25 protein-coding genes are annotated in these 22492 nt (G+C 57.2%); 14 read left to right on the top strand and 11 right to left on the bottom strand.

Annotated features, from left to right (window positions below):
• The first annotated feature begins 51 nt into the window (after nucleotides 1-51).
• Entirely contained in the window at nucleotides 52-1362 is a 1311-nt protein-coding gene (locus J2Y56_RS00720) for an MFS transporter (RefSeq protein WP_310347904.1), read from the top strand.
• A 57-nt stretch (nucleotides 1363-1419) separates the two neighbouring features.
• Here J2Y56_RS00720 and J2Y56_RS00715 read toward each other — a convergent pair whose 3' ends face one another.
• Entirely contained in the window at nucleotides 1420-1779 is a 360-nt protein-coding gene (locus J2Y56_RS00715) for a DUF6124 family protein (RefSeq protein WP_310347902.1), read from the bottom strand.
• Nucleotides 1780-2233: 454 nt separating this feature from the next.
• On the opposite strand from J2Y56_RS00715, the gene J2Y56_RS00710 reads away from it, so the two are divergent.
• Together J2Y56_RS00710 and rarD are read left to right on the top strand one after the other, a co-directional pair.
• Nucleotides 2234-3247, top strand: a complete 1014-nt coding sequence (locus J2Y56_RS00710; RefSeq protein WP_310347900.1) for an aldo/keto reductase — start codon at nucleotides 2234-2236, stop codon at nucleotides 3245-3247.
• A 195-nt stretch (nucleotides 3248-3442) separates the two neighbouring features.
• Nucleotides 3443-4324 carry an EamA family transporter RarD gene (rarD, locus tag J2Y56_RS00705; protein WP_007946208.1) on the top strand — a complete coding sequence of 294 codons (882 nt, stop codon included), beginning with the start codon at nucleotides 3443-3445 and terminating at the stop codon, nucleotides 4322-4324.
• A 128-nt stretch (nucleotides 4325-4452) separates the two neighbouring features.
• On the opposite strand, the gene hppD is transcribed toward rarD, so the two are convergent.
• Nucleotides 4453-5529, bottom strand: coding sequence for a 4-hydroxyphenylpyruvate dioxygenase (hppD, locus tag J2Y56_RS00700; RefSeq protein ID WP_007946206.1), 1077 nt, complete (start codon nucleotides 5527-5529; stop codon nucleotides 4453-4455).
• A 507-nt stretch (nucleotides 5530-6036) separates the two neighbouring features.
• Between hppD and J2Y56_RS00695 the strand changes: the two genes are divergently transcribed.
• Both J2Y56_RS00695 and J2Y56_RS00690 read left to right on the top strand, forming a co-directional pair.
• Complete coding sequence (locus J2Y56_RS00695; RefSeq protein ID WP_310347898.1) at nucleotides 6037-7572, top strand: EAL domain-containing protein; 1536 nt, start codon at nucleotides 6037-6039, stop codon at nucleotides 7570-7572.
• 233 nt (nucleotides 7573-7805) lie between these two features.
• Nucleotides 7806-8171 (top strand): histone-like nucleoid-structuring protein, MvaT/MvaU family, encoded by a 366-nt coding sequence (locus J2Y56_RS00690; protein ID WP_007946204.1) that lies wholly within the window; start codon nucleotides 7806-7808, stop codon nucleotides 8169-8171.
• Between the two features lie 176 nt (nucleotides 8172-8347).
• On the opposite strand, the gene J2Y56_RS00685 is transcribed toward J2Y56_RS00690, so the two are convergent.
• Nucleotides 8348-8881 carry a DUF4946 domain-containing protein gene (locus J2Y56_RS00685; protein WP_310347896.1) on the bottom strand — a complete coding sequence of 178 codons (534 nt, stop codon included), beginning with the start codon at nucleotides 8879-8881 and terminating at the stop codon, nucleotides 8348-8350.
• 145 nt (nucleotides 8882-9026) lie between these two features.
• Between J2Y56_RS00685 and gloA the strand changes: the two genes are divergently transcribed.
• Nucleotides 9027-9548 carry a lactoylglutathione lyase gene (gene gloA, locus J2Y56_RS00680; protein ID WP_007946202.1) on the top strand — a complete coding sequence of 174 codons (522 nt, stop codon included), beginning with the start codon at nucleotides 9027-9029 and terminating at the stop codon, nucleotides 9546-9548.
• Nucleotides 9549-9648: 100 nt separating this feature from the next.
• On the opposite strand, the gene ahpF is transcribed toward gloA, so the two are convergent.
• The 3 genes from ahpF to J2Y56_RS00665 form a co-directional block, all read right to left on the bottom strand.
• Nucleotides 9649-11214 (bottom strand): alkyl hydroperoxide reductase subunit F, encoded by a 1566-nt coding sequence (gene ahpF / locus J2Y56_RS00675; RefSeq protein WP_310347893.1) that lies wholly within the window; start codon nucleotides 11212-11214, stop codon nucleotides 9649-9651.
• A 137-nt stretch (nucleotides 11215-11351) separates the two neighbouring features.
• A complete protein-coding gene (gene ahpC / locus J2Y56_RS00670) occupies nucleotides 11352-11915 on the bottom strand; it encodes an alkyl hydroperoxide reductase subunit C (RefSeq protein ID WP_007946199.1) in 564 nt (187 codons plus the stop codon).
• Between the two features lie 150 nt (nucleotides 11916-12065).
• Entirely contained in the window at nucleotides 12066-13004 is a 939-nt protein-coding gene (locus J2Y56_RS00665) for a site-specific integrase (RefSeq protein WP_310347890.1), read from the bottom strand.
• 178 nt (nucleotides 13005-13182) lie between these two features.
• Between J2Y56_RS00665 and J2Y56_RS00660 the strand changes: the two genes are divergently transcribed.
• The gene (locus tag J2Y56_RS00660; RefSeq protein WP_007946196.1) at nucleotides 13183-14193 is read left to right on the top strand and encodes a DNA-binding protein; all 1011 of its coding nucleotides are present in this window, start codon (nucleotides 13183-13185) and stop codon (nucleotides 14191-14193) included.
• Here the strand turns inward: J2Y56_RS00660 and gorA are convergent.
• Both gorA and galU read right to left on the bottom strand, forming a co-directional pair.
• Nucleotides 14190-15548 (bottom strand): glutathione-disulfide reductase, encoded by a 1359-nt coding sequence (gorA, locus tag J2Y56_RS00655; RefSeq protein ID WP_310347887.1) that lies wholly within the window; start codon nucleotides 15546-15548, stop codon nucleotides 14190-14192. The genes J2Y56_RS00660 and gorA overlap by 4 nt on opposite strands.
• A gap of 130 nt (nucleotides 15549-15678) precedes the next feature.
• The gene (gene galU / locus J2Y56_RS00650) at nucleotides 15679-16518 is read right to left on the bottom strand and encodes a UTP--glucose-1-phosphate uridylyltransferase GalU (RefSeq protein ID WP_007946194.1); all 840 of its coding nucleotides are present in this window, start codon (nucleotides 16516-16518) and stop codon (nucleotides 15679-15681) included.
• Between the two features lie 269 nt (nucleotides 16519-16787).
• On the opposite strand from galU, the gene J2Y56_RS00645 reads away from it, so the two are divergent.
• The gene (locus J2Y56_RS00645) at nucleotides 16788-16979 is read left to right on the top strand and encodes a hypothetical protein (protein WP_150779776.1); all 192 of its coding nucleotides are present in this window, start codon (nucleotides 16788-16790) and stop codon (nucleotides 16977-16979) included.
• Between the two features lie 139 nt (nucleotides 16980-17118).
• Nucleotides 17119-17400, top strand: coding sequence for a hypothetical protein (locus J2Y56_RS00640; RefSeq protein WP_150781156.1), 282 nt, complete (start codon nucleotides 17119-17121; stop codon nucleotides 17398-17400).
• A 10-nt stretch (nucleotides 17401-17410) separates the two neighbouring features.
• Here J2Y56_RS00640 and J2Y56_RS00635 read toward each other — a convergent pair whose 3' ends face one another.
• Both J2Y56_RS00635 and J2Y56_RS00630 read right to left on the bottom strand, forming a co-directional pair.
• Nucleotides 17411-17641 (bottom strand): hypothetical protein, encoded by a 231-nt coding sequence (locus J2Y56_RS00635; RefSeq protein WP_007946191.1) that lies wholly within the window; start codon nucleotides 17639-17641, stop codon nucleotides 17411-17413.
• 72 nt (nucleotides 17642-17713) lie between these two features.
• The gene (locus J2Y56_RS00630; RefSeq protein ID WP_310347882.1) at nucleotides 17714-18070 is read right to left on the bottom strand and encodes a hypothetical protein; all 357 of its coding nucleotides are present in this window, start codon (nucleotides 18068-18070) and stop codon (nucleotides 17714-17716) included.
• 212 nt (nucleotides 18071-18282) lie between these two features.
• Between J2Y56_RS00630 and J2Y56_RS00625 the strand changes: the two genes are divergently transcribed.
• The 5 genes from J2Y56_RS00625 to ada all read left to right on the top strand — a co-directional run bounded on the left by J2Y56_RS00625 (nucleotide 18283) and on the right by ada (nucleotide 21406).
• Nucleotides 18283-18585 carry a DUF1883 domain-containing protein gene (locus J2Y56_RS00625; RefSeq protein WP_007946189.1) on the top strand — a complete coding sequence of 101 codons (303 nt, stop codon included), beginning with the start codon at nucleotides 18283-18285 and terminating at the stop codon, nucleotides 18583-18585.
• A 35-nt stretch (nucleotides 18586-18620) separates the two neighbouring features.
• Nucleotides 18621-18791: a hypothetical protein gene (locus J2Y56_RS00620; protein WP_310347880.1), complete on the top strand. Its 171-nt coding sequence runs from the start codon at nucleotides 18621-18623 to the stop codon at nucleotides 18789-18791.
• Nucleotides 18792-18916: 125 nt separating this feature from the next.
• Entirely contained in the window at nucleotides 18917-19585 is a 669-nt protein-coding gene (locus tag J2Y56_RS00615) for a 2OG-Fe(II) oxygenase (protein WP_310347878.1), read from the top strand.
• A gap of 3 nt (nucleotides 19586-19588) precedes the next feature.
• A complete protein-coding gene (gene alkB / locus J2Y56_RS00610; RefSeq protein ID WP_310347876.1) occupies nucleotides 19589-20254 on the top strand; it encodes a DNA oxidative demethylase AlkB in 666 nt (221 codons plus the stop codon).
• 87 nt (nucleotides 20255-20341) lie between these two features.
• Nucleotides 20342-21406 (top strand): bifunctional DNA-binding transcriptional regulator/O6-methylguanine-DNA methyltransferase Ada, encoded by a 1065-nt coding sequence (gene ada / locus J2Y56_RS00605; protein ID WP_310347873.1) that lies wholly within the window; start codon nucleotides 20342-20344, stop codon nucleotides 21404-21406.
• On the opposite strand, the gene J2Y56_RS00600 is transcribed toward ada, so the two are convergent.
• The gene (locus J2Y56_RS00600) at nucleotides 21407-22390 is read right to left on the bottom strand and encodes an MDR family oxidoreductase (RefSeq protein WP_310347870.1); all 984 of its coding nucleotides are present in this window, start codon (nucleotides 22388-22390) and stop codon (nucleotides 21407-21409) included.
• Nucleotides 22391-22492 lie beyond the last annotated feature (102 nt).

Genomic DNA, 22492 nt, shown 5'->3' with positions numbered 1-22492 from the left:
GATCACGTTACCCTCGCATCGCAAAAAATCATAATAAAGAGAGAGCCCGCCATGTCACAGAGCGCCGCCGCTACCCAGGCCATCGTTGACGAGAAAAACGCCGTCTACAAACGCATTACCCTGCGTTTGATCCCCTTCATCTTCATCTGCTACCTGTTCAACTACCTCGACCGGGTGAACGTTGGATTTGCCAAACTGCAGATGCTCGACGCCCTGAAATTCAGCGAAACCGTGTACGGCCTCGGCGCCGGGATCTTCTTTATTGGCTACGTGCTGTGCGGCGTTCCGAGCAACCTGGCCCTGACCAGATTCGGCCCACGGCGCTGGATCGCGCTGATGATGATCGTCTGGGGCACGCTCTCGACTTGCCTGTTGTTCGTCACGACACCGACCGAGTTTTACACGTTGCGCCTGTTCACCGGCGCCGCTGAAGCCGGGTTCTTCCCGGGCGTGGTGCTGTATCTCTCGCAATGGTTCCCGACCTTCCGCCGTGGCCGCATCATGGCGCTGTTCATGTCGGCAATCCCGGTATCCGGCCTGCTCGGCAGTCCGTTCTCTGGCTGGATCCTCAATCACTTTGGCGCAGGCCAGGGCGGCCTGGCCGGCTGGCAATGGATGTTTTTGCTGCAAGGCATTCCGACCGTCATCCTGGGTGCCCTTGCCTATTTCCTGCTGAGCGACAGCTATGCCAATGCCAAATGGCTGACCCCGTTTGAGCGCTCGGTGCTGGAAGCGGATCACGCCCAAGACCTGGCCAACAAACCGAAAACCACCACCGACTCGCTGTCGGCGGTGTTCAAGAACCCGGCGATCTGGGCGTTCGGTCTGATCTACTTCTGCATCCAGAGCGGTGTGTACGCGATCAACTTCTGGCTGCCGTCGATCATCAAGAACCTGGGCTTCAGCGATAACCTGGTGATTGGCTGGTTGAGTGCGATTCCGTACTTGCTGGCGGCGGTGTTCATGTTGATGGTCGGTCGCTCGGCGGACCTGCGCAAGGAACGCCGCTGGCATTTGGTGGTACCGATGTTGATGGGAGCGGTGGGTCTGCTGATCGCAGTGAACTTTGCAACGACGCCGGCTATTGCGATTCTCGGGCTGACCCTCGCCACCATGGGCGCCCTCACCGGTTTGCCGATGTTCTGGCCAGTGCCGACGGCACTGCTGAGCGCAGGTGCGGCAGCGGGTGGTTTGGCGCTGATCAACTCAATGGGGCAGATGGCGGGTTTCCTCAGCCCTTACCTGGTAGGTTGGGTCAAGGACAGCACCGGTTCGACCGATGCTGCGCTATATCTGCTGGCGGGTGTGATTGTGTGCGGCAGCTTGCTGGCGCTGCGGATGACGCGGACGTTGCGGGTGTAAACCTGATCCACGCCTACAAAAGCGGCCCTTGCGGGCCGTTTTTCATGTGCGGCCGAGTTAGCCGTGCGGGTCGACGTTATCCAGCATCCGGTTTACCGCCAGCTCACCCAGCATGACGGAGTGTTGAATGCCCAGCAGGGTATGGCGCTGCGTACCGTTCAGTTGCCCGGCGAAATCACTCAACATCACACTTGCTGACGCCAACGTCTCGCAGGCGTTGACCAGCAAGGTTTCGTTATCGGTCTCGGGGCCGACGAAGTAAATCGTGCTGGGTTTGCGTGGGGTGTCTTTGGGGATGACTGGTTTGAGGTAGTAATCGAGGGCGCGGTCGGCGGCGGTGTTGAGTTTTTTGGGATCGGTGGATTCGTAGGGGGAAACGTCGTCGGTTTCGGGTGGGTTGGGTGTGATCTTGAACATAGATGAAACTCCTTGCGCTATTAACAGGAGCCATCACCATCGCTACCAAACGGATGGGTGGCGGCCATACGCAGGTTGGTAGACCGGGCGCAAGGTAACCGGCGCGTCCGAAGACGCCCTGTGCATGACCACCATAAAGCAGAGACGAATAAACGCAGCAAATGGTGATGCATTGCACCTTACGCTAATCGGGCTACCAAACCCGATCGCTGTTTTTCAGCGATGAGCAAACGATAGAGCCCAGGCCCAAGGCGCACAAGCCGGCGGATTCTGGCGCAGTCGTAGGCAACGGCGCAAGGATATGTAGCCTCCAACCCCATCCAGCCAGACCGATTAAACATTGCCGTTTATTACCACCCACCCACAGGGGGACTGTGTCGATAATTCCGATTGATCCCGACGACGGTTCTGGTATTTGATTGAGCCTTTCTCCCACAGGTAAAAGGATTTCCTCATGAGCTATCGCACGCTGGGTCATTCGGGTTTACAGGTCTCTACCCTGACCCTGGGCACCATGATGTTCGGCGAACAGACCAGCACCGAAGATTCCCTGCGAATCATCGACAAGGCCTGGGACCAGGGCATCAATTTCATCGACACCGCCGACGTTTACACCGGCGGGCGCTCTGAAGAAATCGTCGGCGAAGCGATTGCCGGTAACCGCCACGAATGGGTGCTGGCGACCAAGGTCGGTTTCGGCCCGGTGGATGGTGTGCCGAACCGCAGTGGCCTGAGCCGCAAACACATCTTTAATGGCGTCGACGCCAGCCTCACCCGTTTGGGCACTGATTATCTCGACATCTATTACCTGCACCGCGAAGACAACAACACGCCGCTGGAGGTAACTGTGTCGGCGATAGGCGATTTGATTCGTCAGGGCAAGGTTCGTTATTGGGGCTTGTCGAACTACCGTGGCTGGCGCATCGCCGAGGTGATTCGGGTGGCCGATCAACTGGGGGTAGACCGGCCGGTGATCAGTCAGCCGCTGTACAACATCGTCAACCGTCAGGCTGAAACCGAGCAAATTACCGCCGCGCACAATTATGGCCTCGGTGTGGTGCCTTACAGTCCGTTGGCGCGCGGCGTACTCAGCGGAAAATACGCGCCGGACGTGAAACCGGATGCCAACAGCCGGGCCGGGCGTGCAGACAAACGCATTCTGGAAACCGAATGGCGGGTTGAGTCGTTGCGCATTGCCCAGCAGATTCAGCAGTACACCCAGGAACGTGGCGTGGGGATTGTCGAGTTTGCGATTGCCTGGGTGCTGAACAACGGTGCGGTGACTTCGGCGATTGTCGGACCGCGTACCGAGGAACAGTGGGACGCGTACACCAAGGCGCAGGCGGTGAAGATTACGGCGCTGGATGAGGCGTTTATTGATTCGCTTGTGGTGCCTGGGCATTCGTCAACGCCGGGGTTTAATGATGTGAGCCATTTTGTGTCTGGCCGTAAACCCCGCACCAACTGAACAAACACAAACTAATGTGGGAGCGGGCTTGCTCGCGAAGGCGTCGTGTCAGCCAACTGAAATGTTGAATGAACGATTGTATTCGCGAGCAAGCCCGCTCCCACATTCGATCTGTGTTGATCGATCGGACAATATTTGATACGAAAACCACGTATCCTCTGCGCCCCGTTTTACGTTCAACCTCGCGAGGGCAGTTTGTCTAAAGGTATCGCTTTATCGGTTTCAGCCTCGGTGCTGTTTGCCGTCATGTATTACTACACATCGTTGCTCACCCCCCTGAGCGGCGTGGAAATTTTCGGCTGGCGGATGTTGTTGACCGTGCCCTGCATGACCGTGTTCATGGTGGTGTCCGGGGAATGGACGCGTGTGATCGAGATTGTTCGGCGCGCCACCGCACATCCGAAATTGATCGCCGCGCTGGTCGCCTCCTCGGCCCTGCTCGGTGTACAGCTCTGGCTGTTCATGTGGGCACCGCTCAACGGCTACAGCCTGGACGTGTCGCTGGGGTATTTCCTGCTGCCGCTGACGATGGTGCTGACCGGACGAATCGCCTACGGCGAGCGTCTCTCCTATCTGCAAAAGATCGCGGTGTTTTTCGCCTGCCTCGGCGTGGCCAATGAGGTCTATCAGGTCGGAGGGTTTTCCTGGGCGACCTTGCTGGTGTGCATCGGTTATCCGACCTACTTCGTGCTGCGCAAGCGTCTGGCCACGGACAACCTTGGTGGCTTATGGATGGACATGGCTTTGACGCTGCCGTTGGCCTTCTGGTTTGTGCAGAGTGGTGAACAGGGCTTTGGCGTGTTCGATCAACACCCATGGCTGTCGCTGTTGATCCCGATTCTCGGGGTGATCAGCGCTTCGGCGTTGGTGGTCTACATCATCGCCAGCCGCTTGTTGCCGTTCAGTCTTTTCGGGCTGTTGAGTTATGTCGAGCCGGTGTTGTTGCTGGGTGTGGCATTGCTGCTCGGAGAAAGCATCAAGCCCGGGGAATGGTTGACTTATATTCCAATCTGGCTCGCGGTGGTGGTGCTGGTGTTCGAAGGCTTCAAACACCTGATGCGGCACCGCCGACCTTAAGCCACGCACAAAACCAAATGTGGGAGCGGGCTTGCCCGCGAAGGCGTCGTGTCAGTCAACTGATGTGTTGAATGAACGATTGCATTCGCGGGCAAGCCCGCTCCCACATTGTTTAGCGGTGTGGCGGATTAGTCGGTGGCGAGTACGCCACGACGAACCTGGTCACGCTCGATCGATTCGAACAATGCCTTGAAGTTGCCTTCGCCGAAACCATCGTCGCCTTTACGCTGGATGAATTCGAAGAACACCGGCCCCATCAGGGTTTCCGAGAAGATCTGCAGCAGCAGCCGCTTGTCGCCCGACTCGGACGAACCGTCCAGCAGAATCCCGCGCGCTTGCAGTTGATCAACCGGCTCGCCGTGGTTCGGCAAACGGCCTTCGAGCATTTCGTAGTAGGTTTCCGGTGGCGCGGTCATGAAGCGCATGCCGATGCTTTTCAGGTGATCCCAGGTCTTGAGCAGGTCATCGGACAGGAAAGCAACGTGCTGGATGCCTTCACCGTTGAACTGCATCAGGAACTCTTCGATCTGCCCGGCGCCCTTGGACGATTCTTCGTTCAGCGGGATGCGGATCATGCCGTCCGGCGCGGTCATGGCCTTGGAGGTCAGGCCGGTGTATTCGCCCTTGATGTCGAAGTAGCGAATTTCGCGGAAGTTGAACAGCTTCTCGTAGAAGTTGGCCCAGTAGGCCATGCGACCGCGATACACGTTATGGGTCAGGTGGTCGATGATCTTCAGACCGGCACCAACAGGGTTGCGGTCCACGCCTTCAATGAACACGAAGTCGATGTCATAGATCGAGCTGCCTTCACCAAAGCGGTCGATCAGGTACAGCGGCGCGCCGCCAATGCCTTTGATCGCCGGCAGGTTCAGTTCCATCGGGCCGGTTTCGATGTGGATCGGCTGGGCGCCGATTTCCAGTGCGCGCTTGTAGGCGAGCTGCGAATCCTTGACCCGGAAAGCCATGCCGCAAACCGACGGGCCGTGTTCGGCCGCGAAGTAAGAGGCCACACTGTTCGGTTCGTTGTTGAGGATCAGGTTGATCGCGCCCTGGCGATACAGGTGCACATCTTTGGAACGGTGGGTCGCCACCTTGGTGAAGCCCATGATCTCGAAGATCGGCTCCAGGGTGTTCGGGGTTGGCGATGCGAATTCGATGAATTCAAAGCCCATCAGGCCCATTGGGTTTTCGTATAAATCTGCCATTTTGGCGCCTCATCATGCTTTTGGAATTAACAAATGTTAGTTATTAGCAATGCTGAGACCGGCGGGCGGCGCACAGGAAATGCCCCGCACACTGCGGGCGAGGAAGTCACCGTAGATCAATTGAAACCCGAAACTCTTCATTGTCGACCCAAGGCTCTTGCGGGCGAGGCTTCTGCTGCCAGAAGGCGTTTATTATTGTATGCGTAACCCGATTCTACACAGCGTAAAACGGTTTGTCCGCCTTCTGTATCAAATCCCCTATTTCCCTAATCGTGCAAGGGGTTTGTTGCAGAGGAAAATCCACGCCAGCATCAGCATGCCACCAAGGCACGATAGCGCCCCCCGTCAAACCGGCCTATGTCAAGCTGGCCATCAGATCAAACACCCGTTTAACGGCACAAGCGCCGAGGGCCGACTATTATGGCCATCAATTGAGCTTTTTTTGGGAGGCGTGTGGTCGTCCTGCCTGCATTATAGAGCCCTGCTTCTTCGTGAGAGATTTCCCGGATGCCATTGACTGCCAAAAGCCGTCGCCCGTTGCGCACCCGTATTATGGTGACCCTGCTGTGTGGGCTGCCCCCGGTAATACTGGGTTGTGCCATTCTATATATGCAGGCTGAACGGGCCCTTGAGCACAGCAGCCGACAGACCGCAGAGGAAGCCCTGCGCCAGTTCGATCTGATGCTCGACAATACGGCCCAGTCCGCTCGCGAACTGGTACCGCTGGCTGGCAAAAATTGCAACGACGTCAAGTTGGCCCTGCGCGAACAGGTCACCCGCCGCCCGTTCGTGCGCTCCGCCAGTCTGGTATGGGACGACACCATTTATTGCAGCTCTTTATTCGGCGATTCCCAGGAGAAGATCACTGCCGGCGACTATGCGCAAGGCAGGCTGTTACTCATGAGTGGCAACCCGGTCACCCCTAATACCGCATTGTTGGTGTATCGCCTGAGCGAGGGAAAACAGGGCGCACTGACGACCCTGGACGGTTACCACTTAAGCAACGTGCTGCGCCTGATTGGTCGCAAGACGTCGCTGCTGCTGCAAGTGGGACCGAACTGGTTGTCCGCCGACGGCCAAGTCCACAAAGACCCCCTGCCCACCTTGCCCGTCGCCGAAAGCGAACTCACTTCCTCGCGCTATGGCTTTACCGTCGTCGCCGGTTACCCCGAGAGCGAAATCTGGCGCTACATGGCCGGCGAATACCCGCCGCTGTTCAGCCTGCTGATTTTTTTTGGTGTGGTCTCCGGCGCCTTCGGACACGTCCTGCAGAAGCGCTCATGGTCGCCTACTCGCGAGATGCAGCGCGCCCTGGCTGCGCAAGAGTTTGTCCCGTATTTTCAGCCGGTTGTGCATGGCGATACCAGAAAGTGGTCCGGCGCTGAAGTGCTGATGCGCTGGAAACACCCGAAGGAAGGCCTGGTACGCCCTGAAATGTTCATCCCGTTTGCCGAAGATTCCGGGCTGATTGTGCCCATGACCCGTTCACTGATGCGACAGACCGCCCAATGGCTGGGGCCTGTTTCCTCCTCCTTCAATGAACCCTTTCACATCGCCATCAACATCACCGCCAGTCACTGCAACGACCTGAAACTGGTCGAAGACTGTCGTGAGTTTCTCCGCGCCTTCGCACCCGGCTCCATCAACCTGGTGCTGGAACTGACCGAACGCGAACTGATCAAGCCGAGCGACGTTACGCTCCAGTTGTTCGAACAGCTTCATGCGCTGGGCGTTATGATCGCGATTGACGACTTTGGCACCGGGCACTCCAGCCTGGGTTATTTACGTCAGTTCAATGTGGATTTCCTGAAAATCGACAAGAGCTTCGTTGCCATGATCGGCATCGACGTGCTTTCGCGGCACATTCTGGATTCCATCATCGAACTCTCGGCCAAACTCGATCTGGGAATCGTCGCCGAAGGTGTGGAAACACAGGAGCAAAGTGACTATCTGAGCGCCCACGGCGTGAACTTCCTGCAAGGATATCTGTACGGTCGACCGATGCCCGGCGCAGAGTTCATTAACGCATTAACCCACCATTAACTAGTGACTTTAAGCGACGGGACATCGACAACCCGCACCAAATTGAATCAAAAGACTACGGTTGTTACATGAAAAAAACGTCAGGATTTACTCTTGGCCAATTAACTACTACAATTTTTCAAGCCTGTGCAAAACTGGCAGGTGAGCCACTATCACCGAGTCGCTTCAAGGCTCTTGGCTTATAGCTTTGTTTGCGGTTGGTATCAGCCAAACACACTATTGGAGTAAAGATATTGTCCAGACTCGCTGAATTTCGTGCAGCTGAAAAGGCCCTTCAGGAACAGCTCAAGCAGCTGGAGTCGCTGAAGAACGATGCCGGGCTCAAGAAAGAAATCGAATTCGAAGAAAAGCTCCAGGGGCTGATGAAAACCTACGGCAAGAGCCTGCGTGACATCGTCGCCATTCTCGATCCGAACCCGGCAAAATCCGGTCTGCAACAAGCAAAAACACCTAAAACCCGCCGTGCTCGCGTGGTCAAGGTCTATCAGAACCCGCACACTGGTGAACTGATTGAAACCAAGGGTGGCAACCACCGTGGCCTGAAGGCCTGGAAGGAACAATACGGTGCATCCACTGTTGACTCTTGGCTGCGCAGCTAACAGCTAGCGGTTATAAAAAAGCCCTGCCAGTGCAGGGCTTTTTTATGGATGCCTTCTAAATGCAACGATCGGCGTGGATCAACTCGCAACTTGCCGATTAACTTTATGCTTAATGCCTTTGGGTATCTAAAAATGTCGAAACCCGCCCAAATCCGTCGCCACGTTAAACGCCGACACTAAAGTTTCAGGCTGTTACGGACTGCTTCAATTTCTTCCCGGCTTTCCTTATAAGCCTCGGCTTGCCCCGCGTAGGAAAGAACATAGGCGTTATCGGCATCCACCGCCCCCACCAATGTTTGCGACAGCACATGTCGTCCGTTCTGAGTAATGGTGCAGGTAGTTTCCAGGGCCGACAGGTGGCTCAGTGTCGTGGGATGCACTTTGTTACAGACACTTTGGTAGCCGCTTTGAAAGAAGTCCTTTTGCACCGCTTTACGCATTTCAAGCAACACGCCTTGCACATTCACCTGGTGACCGCTTTCCACCTGAGTCATGGTCAATTCCATGACCATCACCGGCGTGCCGCTTTGATCGTTTTTGACCGCGCGCTGACGGGACACTTTAGCGCCGGCATCGTCCTGCGCAAGGGCTTCGACTTCCCAGCCACTGGGCCATGTCACCTGTGGCACCTGTGGCACCTGTGCATGAGCGCTGGCAATCGCAGACAAGATGCCGAGCATGATGAACATCGAGTGACAGAATCGAACCATTGCAATAAACACTCACGGACTGAGCGGTAAAGTCTGAGCCTCGCCCGCCTGTCAGGCAATAGCTGACGGTTTTGGTTTGGTGATGTCTGAGGCGTTGCGTATCATTGTCGCCATTCGTTAGCCCCACTTATTTTCCGGAGGGCCCATGAGCCTGCACGAATTGAACACTTTCCCAGGCGTCACCGCCCAGCCTGACACCGCGACCCAGAAGTTCGTCTTCAACCACACCATGCTTCGGGTCAAGGACATCACTAAGTCCCTGGATTTCTACACGCGCATCCTCGGTTTCTCGCTGGTGGAAAAACGCGATTTCCCGGAAGCGGAATTCAGTCTGTATTTCCTGGCCCTGGTCGACAAAAACCAGATCCCGGCCGACGCCGCTGCACGCACCGAGTGGATGAAGTCGATCCCTGGCATTCTCGAACTGACCCACAACCACGGGACCGAGAACGACCCTGACTTCGCCTACCACAACGGCAACACTGACCCGCGTGGTTTCGGTCATATCTGCATTTCCGTACCGGACATCCGCGCAGCGTGCGAGCGTTTTGAAGCGCTGGGCTGTGATTTCCAGAAGCGCTTGAATGACGGGCGCATGAAAAGCCTGGCCTTCATCAAGGACCCGGATGCGTACTGGGTTGAGATCATCCAGCCTGCGCCACTGTAAGCCCCACCACAAATCAAGCCCGCTCCCGCATTTGATCTGCGCAACGCACAAAAAAACCCCATGATCACTCATGGGGTTTTTTTGTTCTCAGCGTCGGCGTTTACGCCGGGGCCGAGGTCCGGATCAGGTGATCGAACGCGCTCAGGGAAGCCTTCGCACCCTCGCCCACGGCGATCACGATCTGTTTGTACGGCACGGTGGTCACGTCACCGGCGGCAAACACGCCCGGCATCGAGGTTTCACCGCGAGCATCGACGATGATCTCGCCACGAGGCGACAACTCGACAGTGCCCTTGAGCCAGTCGGTGTTAGGCAGCAAACCGATCTGCACAAAGATGCCTTCCAGCTCGATCGTACGCAACTCGTCTGACTGACGATCCTTGTAACGCAAGCCGTTGACCTTCTGTCCGTCGCCCAACACTTCGGTGGTCTGCGCACTGGTGATCACAGTGACGTTGGGCAGGCTGTGCAACTTGCGCTGCAAGACCGCGTCGGCGCGCAATTGCACGTCGAACTCCAGCAGCGTTACGTGAGACACGATGCCGGCCAGATCGATCGCCGCTTCAACGCCGGAGTTACCGCCGCCGATCACCGCCACACGCTTGCCCTTGAACAGCGGACCGTCACAGTGCGGGCAGAAACATACGCCTTTGGCTTTATATTGCTGCTCGCCCGGCACGCCCATTTCACGCCAGCGCGCGCCCGTGGCAAGAATCAGCGCCTTGGTTTTCAGCGTGGCACCGCTTTCGAACCGCACCTCATGCAACTCGCCAGGATTGTTCGCTGGAATCAACGCGGTAGCCCGCTGCAGGTTCATGATATCGACGTCGTATTGCTTAACGTGCTCTTCAAGGGCACTGGCCAGTTTCGGCCCTTCGGTTTCCTGCACGGAAATAAAGTTTTCGATGGCCATGGTGTCGAGCACCTGCCCACCAAAACGTTCCGCCGCCACACCAGTGCGAATGCCTTTACGCGCCGCGTAGATGGCAGCCGCCGCACCGGCCGGGCCACCGCCAACGACCAATACATCGAATGCGTCCTTGGCGCTGAGCTTCTCGGCTTGACGCTCGATACCGCTGGTGTCTAGCTTGGCGAGGATCTCTTCCAGGCCCATGCGGCCCTGGCCGAAATTCACACCGTTGAGGTAGACACTGGGCACCGCCATGACCTGGCGCTCATCGACTTCGGCCTGGAACAGTGCACCGTCGATGGCGACGTGACGGATGTTCGGGTTCAGCACGGCCATCAGATTCAACGCCTGAACGACGTCCGGGCAGTTCTGGCAGGACAGCGAGAAGTAAGTCTCGAAGCTGAACTCGCCTTTGAGTGAGCGAATCTGTTCGATCACTTCAGCACTGGCCTTCGAAGGGTGGCCGCCGACTTGCAGCAGCGCCAACACTAACGAAGTGAATTCGTGGCCCATCGGGATGCCGGCGAAACGCAGGCTGATATCGGCTCCCGGGCGATTGATCGAGAACGATGGCTTGCGTGCATCGTCACCGTTATCGAGCAAGGTAATTTGCGTGGAAAGACTGGCAACGTCTTTCAACAGTTCAAGCAATTCCTGGGATTTCGCACCGTCGTCGAGGGAAGCAACGATCTCGATCGGCTGGGTGACCCGTTCCAGGTACGACTTCAACTGGGCTTTAAGATTGGCGTCCAACATACGGGCGATTTCCTTTTGCTGTTTCATAAAAAGCAGGCATAAAAAAACGCCCGAGCGAATCTCGCCCGGGCGTTTTTGAGGGCGGTGCAGCTTACTGAGCAGGTGCGGCGTACCGCCCTGATGCAGCGCTCACAGACTTAGATCTTGCCGACCAGGTCCAGGGACGGAGCCAGAGTGGCCTCGCCTTCTTTCCACTTGGCTGGGCAAACCTGGCCCGGGTGAGCAGCGACGTACTGGGCAGCCTTGATTTTGCGCAGCAGCTCGGAAGCGTCACGGCCAACGCCGCCATCGTTCAGTTCAACGATTTTGATCTGGCCTTCAGGGTTGATCACGAAGGTGCCACGGTCAGCCAGGCCTGCTTCTTCAATCAACACGTCGAAGTTGCGGGAGATGGCGTGAGTCGGGTCGCCGATCATGGTGTACTGGATCTTGCCGATAGCTGGCGAAGTGTTGTGCCAGGCAGCGTGGGCAAAGTGGGTATCGGTGGAAACGCTGTAGATCTCGACGCCCAGTTTCTGGAACGCGTCGTAGTTGTCAGCCAGGTCTTCCAGCTCGGTCGGGCAAACGAAGGTGAAGTCAGCCGGGTAGAAGAAAACGACAGACCACTTGCCTTTCAGGTCAGCGTCCGACACGTGTACGAAGTCGCCATTTTTGAAGGCGTCAGCTTTGAATGGTTTAACTTGGCTGTTGATGATAGGCATCGATGACTCTCCGTCAGGGTTGAAAAGTTTGGTTAACAAGTTGATGGGGTGAATCCTACCCACTCGATCACCGGATGGCTCATTGGCAAACCTCATGCTGCTGATTTGTTTTCGCTATTAGCCGACGGTATTAATAGAAGAAAATGTGATCTACAGCGCCAACGGCTTTTCGGTGAGTCGGGCCATGCCGAGAAACGGGCTGGCTTCAACATAGCGCATGGCGGACTTCATATCCTTCCAGCCCACGTAGCTCATCAACGACTTCAAGTCCCAACCGCTTTGATGCGCCCAACTGGCAAACCCGCGTCGCAAGGAGTGACTGGTGTAGTGCTCGGCGGGAATGCCGGCACGCTCCAGGGCCTGCCGCAGTAGCGGGATGACGCTGTTGGCGTGCAGCCCCTCTTCGCTCAAGTGGCCCCAGCGGTCGATGCCTCGAAAGACCGGCCCGCGAACCAGGGCCGCTTCGGTGATCCACTGAATGTAGGCGCTCACCGGGCAAAGACGCTGTAAGGCTGGGGTCTGGTAGGTCTTGCCGAGGTTCTCGCGGTCGCTCTTGGTTCGCGGCAAATAAAGCGTGATGCCTGAGTTTGCGATCGCTTGAACGTGTTCGATCTGTACACGGCACAACTCATCACTTCGAAACCCGCGCCAGAATCCGAGGAGAATCAGCGCCATGTCGCGCCTTGCTCTCAGGAGAGTCGGTTGATCATCTTGAGATTTGGCGGTTTGTGCTTCCAGTTCCAGCCAGGCAACCACCTGCTCCAGATGCTGAAGCTGCAAGGGTGCGGCCTGTTTCTCCTGGGCCGGGTGCAACGCGCGAATGCCCTTGAAGACTTTACGTACCACCGGCGTTTTGGTCGGGTCGGGAAAACCCTGGCTGTTGTGCCACTGCGCCAGCGCCGACAAACGCAACTTCAGCGTGTTGATCGATAACTCCCCCGCATACGCCACCAGGTAGCGCGCGACGCTGTCGGCAGTCGCAGGCAGAAACCCGCCCCAACTAACTTCGAAATGCTCGATGGCCGCCCGGTAGCTGCGGCGGGTGTTGTCGCGCGTGGCGGCCTGTAGGTATCGATCCAGCTCGGTCATCGGTTCAACTCTCTAAAACGTACCGCTTTGGCGGGTGCAATCACATTGTACGGCTCATCACACGGGGTAATACCAGTATATCCCGCATGACAAACTGACATCATTTAACTTTATTTTTCAGATGGTACACTGCGTACATTGGTGGCATGTACCACAGTACGAAATCGTAGGAGAACTCATGGCTCGTGGCGGCGTAAATAAAGCAGTGGTGCAAGCGGCACGGTTGGCGATTCTCGCCCGAGGTGAAAACCCAAGCATTGATGCAGTACGGATCGAAATGGGAAACACGGGCTCGAAAACCACGATCCACCGCTATCTGAAAGAACTGGATGACGGCCGCGAGCGCGCCGAACCCGCGCCAGAACCTATCGATGACGAGCTGGCAGGCCTGGTGTCACGCTTGGCGCAACGTCTGAAGGAGAAGGCCCAGGAACCCATCGACCAGGCTCGCGAGGCATTCGAACAGCAGCGCAAAACACTGGAAAGCCAGTTGGCAGAAGCGCAGGAGAGCAACACCGAATTGCATCAGCAGTACGAAATGCAAAGCCTGGCGCTGACACAGGAATCGGATTCGCTTCAAGAAACCCGCTCAATGTTGCAGACGGAACAAACCCGCAACGCCGGGCTGAATCAGGCGCTGGCCGGTTTCGAATTACGCTTGCAGGACAAGGACGAGCAGATCCGCTCGCTGGAAGAAAAACATCTGCACGCGCGCGAGGCATTGGAGCACTACCGTAACGCCGTCAAAGAACAGCGTGAGCAGGAACAAAGCCGCCACGAAAGCCAGGTGCAGCAGATTCAAATGGAGTTGCGCCAGGCGCAGCAAAGCGCAATGGTGCGCCAGGACGAGATCACTCAACTGCACCGCGACAATGAGCGCTTGTTCACCGAGAACCGTGGTGCCCAAAGAGAGTTGAGCCTGTTGCAGGACCAACTCAAGCAAACCAACAGTCGACAGGACCAATTGCTGGAACAGGTCCATCGCATCGACAGCGAACGCACCCTCCTCCAGGAACGTTTGCGCGTCGCACTGCTGGAAGGTCAGTCGTTGAAACAGAGTGTCGACGAACAGTCGCAGATAATCAAAGCGCTGGAAATCCAGTTGCTCAAGACTCAGGCAAGCCTGGATGAAAGCGTGCGCCTGGCGGCGGTCAGTGCGACAGCGCCAGACGCAGCGAAGGACGATTAACCTGCGACAGGTGTGCGCATGGTGACGAACTCTTCGGCGGCCGTCGGGTGCACGCCGATGGTTTCGTCGAAGTCGCGCTTGGTCGCCCCCGCCTTCAAGGCAATGGCCAGCCCCTGCACGATCTCGCCGGCATCCGGCCCGACCATGTGACAGCCGAGAACCTTATCGGTCTTGGCGTCCACCACCAGCTTCATCAGCGTGCGCTCCTGGCATTCAGTCAAGGTCAGCTTCATCGGGCGGAAGCGGCTTTCGAAGATCACCACCTCATGGCCGGCTTCGCGGGCGTCTTCCTCACTCAAACCGACAGTGCCGATGTTCGGCAGGCTGAACACGGCCGTCGGGATCATTTTATAATCCACCGGGCGGTATTGCTCAGGCTTGAACAAGCGTCGCGCCACGGCCATGCCTTCGGCCAAGGCGACCGGTGTCAGCTGAACCCGACCGATCACATCGCCGAGCGCCAGGATCGAGGGCTCGGCCGTCTGATACTGCTCGTCGACCTCGATAAAGCCTTTCTTGTCGAGCTTGACCCCGGTGTTTTCCAACCCGAGATTATCGAGCATCGGACGTCGACCGGTCGCATAGAACACACAATCGGCCTCCAGCTCGCGACCATCCTTGAGCGTCACCTTCAGGCTGCCATCAGGCTGCTTGTCGATGCGTTCGATATCGCTATTGAATTGCAGGTCCATGCCACGCTTGGTCAGCTCTTCCTGCAGATGCTTGCGTACCGCCCCGTCAAAACCGCGCAGGAACAGCTCGCCGCGATACAGCAACGTAGTCTGGGCGCCCAGCCCGTGGAAGATGCCCGCGAACTCAACGGCAATGTAACCACCCCCGACTACCAGGACACGCTTTGGCAATTCCTTGAGGAAGAAAGCCTGATTGGAACTGATGGCATGCTCATGCCCCGGTATATCCGGGATTTGCGGCCAGCCGCCGGTCGCAATCAGGATGTTTTTAGCCGTATGGCGTTCGCCATTGATCTCGACCGTATTCGGGTCGACGATTTTGGCGTGACCTTCATGCAAGATCACGCCGCTGTTGACCAGCAAATTGCGGTAAATGCCATTGAGGCGATTGATCTCGCGATCCTTGTTGGCGATCAGCGTGGCCCAGTCAAACTGCGCCTCGCCCAGCGTCCAGCCAAACCCGGACGACTGCTCGAAGTCTTCGGCGAAGTGGGCGCCGTAGACCAGCAATTTTTTCGGCACACAGCCGACATTCACACAGGTGCCGCCCAGATAGCGGCTCTCGGCCACGGCCACTTTCGCGCCAAATCCGGCGGCAAATCGCGCAGCGCGTACACCACCGGAACCTGCGCCAATCACATACAAATCAAAATCAAAGGCCATTTTCAATCTCCTCGGCAGTCCACAAGCATACCCGCAGACGTCCGCCGGGCAAGTACTGCAAACGATTTGGGGCCAGAAAATGAAAAAGCCACCCGAAGGTGGCTTTTCAATACAAGCAGGTCAACAGCTATCAGTAAGCCTTGCCAGTCTTGTAGAAGTTCTCGAAGCAGAAATTGGTTGCTTCGATGTAGCCTTCGGCGCCACCGCAGTCAAAACGCTTGCCCTTGAATTTGTAGGCAATCACGCAACCGTTTTTCGCCTGTTTCATCAGCGCATCGGTGATCTGGATCTCGCCACCTTTACCAGGTTCGGTTTGCTTGATCAGCTCGAAGATGTCCGGAGTCAGGATGTAACGACCGATAATCGCCAGGTTCGATGGAGCGTCTTCCGGAGCCGGTTTCTCGACCATGTTGCGAACGCGGTACAGGTCGTCAGCGATCAACTCGCCAGCGATTACACCGTACTTGTTGGTTTCCTGCGGATCCACTTCCTGAATCGCGACGATGGTGCAACGGTACTGTTCGTACAGCTTGACCATCTGGGTCAGCACGCCGTCGCCTTCGAGGTTGACGCACAAGTCGTCCGCCAGCACCACAGCGAACGGCTCGTCACCGATCAACGGGCGGCCCGTCAGGATCGCGTGGCCAAGGCCTTTCATTTCGGTCTGACGGGTGTAGGAGAACGAGCACTCGTCCAGCAGCTTGCGGATGCCAACCAGGTATTTTTCCTTGTCGGTGCCCTTGATCTGGTTTTCCAGCTCATAGCTGATGTCGAAGTGGTCTTCGAGGGCGCGCTTGCCACGACCGGTGACGATCGAGATTTCGTTCAGGCCAGCGTCCAGTGCTTCTTCGACGCCGTACTGGATCAGTGGCTTGTTCACCACCGGCAGCATTTCTTTGGGCATGGCTTTAGTCGCTGGCAGGAAGCGAGTACCGTAACCGGCTGCTGGGAACAAGCATTTCTTGATCATAAAAGTCCTTGAAAGGGCTGTGTGTACGAGTTCGGCGCAGTCTAATCAGGCGGCGCGCACCTTACAATGCCCCGCACTGGCTAACCGATGCCATCATAGAGAAATATTCCCGCAGATAGTTCCGCAGCGTCTAATAGATAGCAGATAACTTCGAACCGGCACTAGTGGTTCCACCAGACATGCAATCGCACCACCATACGCTCATCGGCACTTTCCGAGTGCATTTGGCGCTATCATTGCGTAATTGAACCAGCCAACGAGGCAGATAGATGTCGGAAGCAAAAAGCGTCAACGGGTTCCTGATCAAACAGGCGGAAGACGGCCAGTGGTGGATACACAACTTCGGCGGCGGCGAGATTATCACCGGGCCATTCCCTACCGAAGCGTCTGCGATTGAAGTGGCATCCGTATTGCAGCTTGAACACCCAACCGTCAAACGCCGCGGTAAAGACAAGACTTGATCTGAACCCGTCTTGACCAAGCCCTGCCCCTTCGCAGGGCTTTTTTGTGATTGCCTGCAACGAAGTGGCCCTTCGCTATAACCTTTTGATGCCAGCGCTGTCACAGCGCTTAGCCCTATCATCCGACGACGACCACGACATGACTAAATTTTTGCCACTGATCGCAGTATTGACCCTGAGCGGCTGCGCCTCCTCGGAAACGACTTACCTGAATAATGGTGAACAGGGGCTGACCATCGATTGCTCCGGCGAAGCCAACTCCTGGGCCACGTGCTACGAAAAAGCCGATGCCTCCTGCGCTGGCACCGGCTACCGAATTGTCGGGACCGACGGCACGCCGGCACCCAAGGAAAGCGACAAGACCCTGGGTGTCGACGTTGGCAATTTCAAGAACCGCAGCGTTGTTGTGGTCTGCAAGTAAGGCATCGACCTTACATGTGAATTTCAGCGAATTTGATCCCGAGGCCACGCACGGCCTCGATCAAGTCGTCGAGACGACTGAAAGATTCGACCTCATCGTTATCGTCCACCAGAAAATAACTGCGCCCGGCGCTTTTTTTGAAAAATACGATCCATTCGCCTGGATCCGCCGGATTCTGAATCACATGGGTGGCAGAGATGTGGCCCTCTGCATGGCGCTCCCGAACCTGCTCTCGCTTCATGCCTGACTCCAGAAATGACAATGCCGTCAAAGCACAGCTTTGACGGCATCAATGTTGTTCTTCGCTAGTCTATCAGCCGGAAATACAGGTATTGGCGGCTTTCTGTACGTCCATGGGCCGCACTGGCACATTGGACATCCGCTCATGCAGCTTGATGCTGCTGCCACTGGAGCGCTCTTCAATGTCAAAGACCGCGGCCGGGTCCGACGAGAACTTCGCCGGAACGATCACACGCATTCCGTCTTTTTGCGATTCCAACTGCAAGGCGCCACGACTCTCGGCCAATTGTACAACCAGGCACTGGGCGTATTCCTGGGGCTTCTTGCCTGAGATCACGCTCATGGTTGGTAGCGTCTTGTCGATCTCCGAAACATTCGCGCAGCCACTCACGACCAATGCTAACGGCAGCACTAACACACCCCACTTCATACTAAACCTCCGATAAAGACCCTCCGACAGCACAATGGCTGATTTTCTCCGAGGCTTATCACTTTTATCACTCATGGGAAGGCGAATAACCGGTTTTAATTGTCAAAGCGGAGCGCGACGACCGGATAATAACCTGTACGGGCTGATAAACTGCGCCCATCGCCCATGCTATCGTTTTGATTTTGTAGAAAAAGCCCTTCTGGAGGCGCCTCATGAAATTTATCCACCAGCGCGAGCACCTCAATGAAGACGACATCGTCGTCATCCAGTGCTCCCAAACGTGCAACATCCGCTTGATGAACGACGCCAACTTCCGCAGCTTCAAAAATGGCGGTCGTCACACCTACCACGGCGGCGCATTCGACACCTTCCCGGCTCGGATTACCGCACCGAGCACCGGTTTCTGGAACATCACCATCGACACGGTCAACCGCCGGCCGATCAGCGTGACCCGTAAACCGACCCTGACACACTCGATCAAGATCATCCGTCGCTCCAGCACGAAACTGAGCTGAGTAACGTCCGCACATGAAACAAGGCAGGTAAGACCGTGGCTCAAACGACCAAGTACGTCATCAAATACAAACTCAACGGCGAACGCCGCTTCGAGTTTGCCCAGCTTGAAAACGGCACCGCCGAAGAAGCCAAGGCGGCGCTTGACGCCATTCATGGCCAGAGTGATGACGTCATCAGTGACATCAGCGTCAGCAAAGCGCTGTAACAGCCCCGGAGCGACAGCATGGATGTCTGCTCCTGCTGCTGAAATTTGACCGCAAGCACCGGAGTGTTCGCGCCTCCCCCGTCGCCTAGACTGACCCATCAAACATCTGGTCAAGGCGTCAGAACATGTTGGAGCAACAACTCGATCAGGATGGCTGCGCCATAATCCGATCACTCCTGAGTGCCAAGGCCTGCGACGAAATCAGCGCCCTGTACGGGCAGCCTGAGCTCTTTCGCTCACAGGTGAACATGGCTCGTCACGGTTTTGGCCGCGGCGAGTACAAGTACTTCAAATACCCCCTGCCGGATCCTGTCGCCCGTTTGCGCAGCGAGCTCTACCCCGCACTGGTGCCGATTGCCAATCGCTGGTACGAATGCATGGACCTGCCGACGCGCTTTGCGGCCACGCACGAAGCATTTCTGCAACGCTGCCATGCCGCCGGTCAGGAACGCCCAACCCCCTTATTGCTGCAATATGGCCCTCAGGACTACAACTGCCTGCATCAGGATTTGTACGGCGAGCACGTTTTCCCCTTGCAAGTGGCGATTCTCCTGGCAGAACCGGGCGAGGATTTTACTGGCGGCGAATTCGTCCTGACCGAACAGCGCCCGCGCATGCAGTCACGTCCTCAGGTCATTGACCTGAAGAAAGGCGATGCCCTGATCTTTGCCGTCAGCCAGCGGCCGGTCAAAGGTGTTCGCGGCTATTACCGAGTGAACATGCGCCACGGTGTGAGTCGCGTGCACAGCGGAAAACGGCATACTCTTGGAATCATCTTTCACGATGCGTTATGAGCCATGAGCCCCATCACCCTGGATTTGTTTGCCTACACAGAGCCCGAGCAGCCACCCAGACGCGAGCAGATCGGTGAACAAGCCTGCGTCTTGCGTGGTTTTGCCCTGCCCTGGCTGGATCCGTTACTGACCGCACTGGACGCGGTTTTAGCGGCCGCACCGTTTCGGCAGATGGTCACACCCGGCGGCTTTACCATGTCGGTGGCGTTAAGCAGTTGCGGAGACTTGGGCTGGACTACTGACCGAAGTGGCTACAAATACACGCGCAATGACCCACAGACCGGGCAACCCTGGCCCGCGATGCCTGAGGTGTTTTTCGAACTGGCCCAAGCAGCGGCGCGTGAAGCGGGATTCGCGGACTTCGTCCCCGACTCCTGCCTGATCAACCGTTATGTCCCAGGGGCCAGGATGTCATTGCACCAGGACAGAGACGAAGGTTCCTACGCAGCCCCGATTGTGTCGGTGTCGCTAGGATTGCCGGCGACGTTCCTGTTTGGTGGCTTTGAACGAAGCGATAAAAGCCGTCGCGTGCCGTTGCTGCATGGTGACATCGTGGTCTGGGGTGGCGTGGACCGTTTGCGCTATCACGGCGTACTGCCGATCAAGGACGGTCATCATCCGAGACTGGGCGAACAAAGGATCAATTTTACGTTTCGCACGGCCGGATGAAGCGCTCGAATTTGACCGCAAGACCCGGAGTGCGATGCCCCTGCCGCCTGATTAATCTGAATGAAACGGGTCAATGGACATACAGACATGACAACTCATTCGACTAAAACAGCAACCGAGATCGATCCTCGCTGGGCCGCAGTCGTCGCCCGCGATCCGGCCGCGGACGGGCAGTTTGTCTATGGGGTAAAAACCACCGGCATCTACTGCCGCCCCAGCAGCCTGGCGCGCTTGCCGAAACCGCAAAATGTCGAATTTTTCGAAACGCCGGAGCTGGCTCAAGCGGCGGGCTATCGTCCAAGCAAACGCGCCGCAAAAGATCAAAGTGACGTCACTGCCCAGCACGCGGCTACCGTTGCCGCCGCCTGCCGGCACATCGAATCCGCCGAAAACCTGCCGACGCTCAATGAGCTGGCAGAATCCGCGGGCCTCAGCAGTTTCCACTTCCACCGCGTGTTCAAAGCCGTCACCGGGCTGACTCCCAAGGGTTATGCCACGGCCCATCGCTCGCGCAAGGTGCGTGAACGCCTGATGGAGGGTGGCTCAGTCACCGACGCCTTGTATGACGCCGGCTTCAATTCCAACAGTCGTTTCTATGAAGCAGCAGATCATTTGTTGGGCATGAAGCCGGGGGACTACCGCGCTGAGGGGCACAATACCGACATCCGTTTTGCCGTCGGCCAATGTTCCCTGGGGGCCATTCTGGTGGCGCAAAGCGCACGCGGGGTTTGCGCGATTCTGCTGGGGGATGATCCGCATCAACTGGTCTGCGACCTACAGGACAAATTTCGCCGCGCCAACCTGATCGGTGCAGATCATGAGTTCGAGCAACTGATCGCCCAGGTGGTGGGATTTATCGAAGCCCCAGCCGTCGGCCTGGACTTGCCGCTGGACGTGCGCGGCACGGCGTTTCAGGAACGCGTCTGGCAAGCCTTGCGCGAGATTCCCGCCGGCAGCACCGCCAGTTATGCCGAGATTGCCCAACGCATCGGCTCGCCAAAAGCCGTGCGCGCCGTGGCCCAGGCGTGCGGCGCTAACAGTCTGGCGGTGGCGATTCCTTGCCACCGCGTGGTGCGTAGCGACGGCAACCTGTCAGGCTATCGCTGGGGGGTTGAGCGCAAGCGCCAATTGCTGGAACGCGAGACGCGCTGATCAGCGATTCACGTCGACCACCACCCGCCCGCGCAATTGCCCGGCAAGCAGACGCGGTGCCGCTTCGATCGCCTCGCTCAACCCGATTTCATGACTGATCAACGGCAACAACGCGAAGTCCAGATCCTTGGCCAGTCGATTCCAGGCCAGTACGCGTCTGGCCTTGGGCTGGGTCACGCTGTTGATCCCGGCCAATGTCACGCCACGCAAAATAAACGGTGCGACCGAAGCCGGGAAGTCCATGCCTTGCGCCAGACCACAGGCAGCGACCGTGCCGTTAGCCTTTGTACTGGCGCAGGCATTGGCCAGCGTGTGACTGCCGACCGAGTCTATGACCGCCGCCCAACGTTCCTTGGCCAACGGTTTGCCGGGTTCGGACAACGTGGCGCGGTCGATGATTTCACTGGCGCCTAGCTGTTTGAGGTACTCGTGCTCGGACGTACGACCGGTGGAGGCGACGACGCGATAGCCCAGCTTGCTCAGTAGCGCGATGGCGAAACTGCCTACACCACCGTTGGCACCGGTCACCAGTACGTCGCCTTGCTCCGGCGTCACACCGTTATGTTCCAGCGCCAGGATGCTCAGCATTGCCGTGTAGCCTGCGGTGCCGATGGCCATTGCTTGAGCCGTAGTAAATTCCTTCGGCAGCGGGATCAGCCAGTCACCGTTCAGGCGCGCCTTCTGCGCCAATCCACCCCAATGCCCTTCGCCCACGCCCCAGCCATTGAGTACGACCTGATCACCAAACTTGTAGTCCGGGTGATCACTGACTTCGACAGTGCCGGCCAGATCAATCCCCGGCACCATGGGGAATTTTCGCACCACCGGACTGCTGCCGGTGATTGCCAGACCATCCTTGAAGTTCAAGGTGCTGTACGCCACGCGCACCGTCACATCGCCCTCGGGCAGTTGATCGTCATTGATCTGTTGCAGTGTGGCCCGGTAACCGCTGTCGTCTTTGTCGATCAAAATACCGTTGAACATCGTTGCCTTTCAATGGAATCAATCAGGATGTGGACCCTTGAAATACCACAAACCAACATTTCGCCGTACAAGACTTTCAGCCAAACCGCAGGCCGGCCAAAA

This window comes from Pseudomonas sp. BE134, assembly GCF_031456105.1.
In the GTDB taxonomy this organism is placed as follows: Bacteria; Pseudomonadota; Gammaproteobacteria; order Pseudomonadales; family Pseudomonadaceae; genus Aquipseudomonas.
This window is presented reverse-complemented; position numbering and strand designations above follow the sequence as displayed.

Excerpts from the sequence above, each read along its gene's own strand:
- alkB (WP_310347876.1), top strand. The coding sequence starts at position 19,589 with ATGAGCCCCATCACCCTGGATTTGTTTGCCTACACAGAGCCCGAGCAG.
- ada (WP_310347873.1), top strand. The coding sequence starts at position 20,342 with ATGACAACTCATTCGACTAAAACAGCAACCGAGATCGATCCTCGCTGG.
- J2Y56_RS00710 (WP_310347900.1), top strand. The coding sequence starts at position 2,234 with ATGAGCTATCGCACGCTGGGTCATTCGGGTTTACAGGTCTCTACCCTG.
- J2Y56_RS00640 (WP_150781156.1), top strand. The coding sequence starts at position 17,119 with ATGACTAAATTTTTGCCACTGATCGCAGTATTGACCCTGAGCGGCTGC.
- hppD (WP_007946206.1), bottom strand. The coding sequence starts at position 5,529 with ATGGCAGATTTATACGAAAACCCAATGGGCCTGATGGGCTTTGAATTC.
- J2Y56_RS00720 (WP_310347904.1), top strand. The coding sequence starts at position 52 with ATGTCACAGAGCGCCGCCGCTACCCAGGCCATCGTTGACGAGAAAAAC.
- ahpC (WP_007946199.1), bottom strand. The coding sequence starts at position 11,915 with ATGCCTATCATCAACAGCCAAGTTAAACCATTCAAAGCTGACGCCTTC.
- ahpF (WP_310347893.1), bottom strand. The coding sequence starts at position 11,214 with ATGTTGGACGCCAATCTTAAAGCCCAGTTGAAGTCGTACCTGGAACGG.
- J2Y56_RS00625 (WP_007946189.1), top strand. The coding sequence starts at position 18,283 with ATGAAATTTATCCACCAGCGCGAGCACCTCAATGAAGACGACATCGTC.
- J2Y56_RS00645 (WP_150779776.1), top strand. The coding sequence starts at position 16,788 with ATGTCGGAAGCAAAAAGCGTCAACGGGTTCCTGATCAAACAGGCGGAA.
- J2Y56_RS00600 (WP_310347870.1), bottom strand. The coding sequence starts at position 22,390 with ATGTTCAACGGTATTTTGATCGACAAAGACGACAGCGGTTACCGGGCC.
- gorA (WP_310347887.1), bottom strand. The coding sequence starts at position 15,548 with ATGGCCTTTGATTTTGATTTGTATGTGATTGGCGCAGGTTCCGGTGGT.
- J2Y56_RS00660 (WP_007946196.1), top strand. The coding sequence starts at position 13,183 with ATGGCTCGTGGCGGCGTAAATAAAGCAGTGGTGCAAGCGGCACGGTTG.
- J2Y56_RS00665 (WP_310347890.1), bottom strand. The coding sequence starts at position 13,004 with ATGACCGAGCTGGATCGATACCTACAGGCCGCCACGCGCGACAACACC.
- J2Y56_RS00695 (WP_310347898.1), top strand. The coding sequence starts at position 6,037 with ATGCCATTGACTGCCAAAAGCCGTCGCCCGTTGCGCACCCGTATTATG.
- J2Y56_RS00630 (WP_310347882.1), bottom strand. The coding sequence starts at position 18,070 with ATGAAGTGGGGTGTGTTAGTGCTGCCGTTAGCATTGGTCGTGAGTGGC.
- J2Y56_RS00635 (WP_007946191.1), bottom strand. The coding sequence starts at position 17,641 with ATGAAGCGAGAGCAGGTTCGGGAGCGCCATGCAGAGGGCCACATCTCT.
- J2Y56_RS00715 (WP_310347902.1), bottom strand. The coding sequence starts at position 1,779 with ATGTTCAAGATCACACCCAACCCACCCGAAACCGACGACGTTTCCCCC.
- J2Y56_RS00615 (WP_310347878.1), top strand. The coding sequence starts at position 18,917 with ATGTTGGAGCAACAACTCGATCAGGATGGCTGCGCCATAATCCGATCA.
- J2Y56_RS00685 (WP_310347896.1), bottom strand. The coding sequence starts at position 8,881 with ATGGTTCGATTCTGTCACTCGATGTTCATCATGCTCGGCATCTTGTCT.
- gloA (WP_007946202.1), top strand. The coding sequence starts at position 9,027 with ATGAGCCTGCACGAATTGAACACTTTCCCAGGCGTCACCGCCCAGCCT.
- galU (WP_007946194.1), bottom strand. The coding sequence starts at position 16,518 with ATGATCAAGAAATGCTTGTTCCCAGCAGCCGGTTACGGTACTCGCTTC.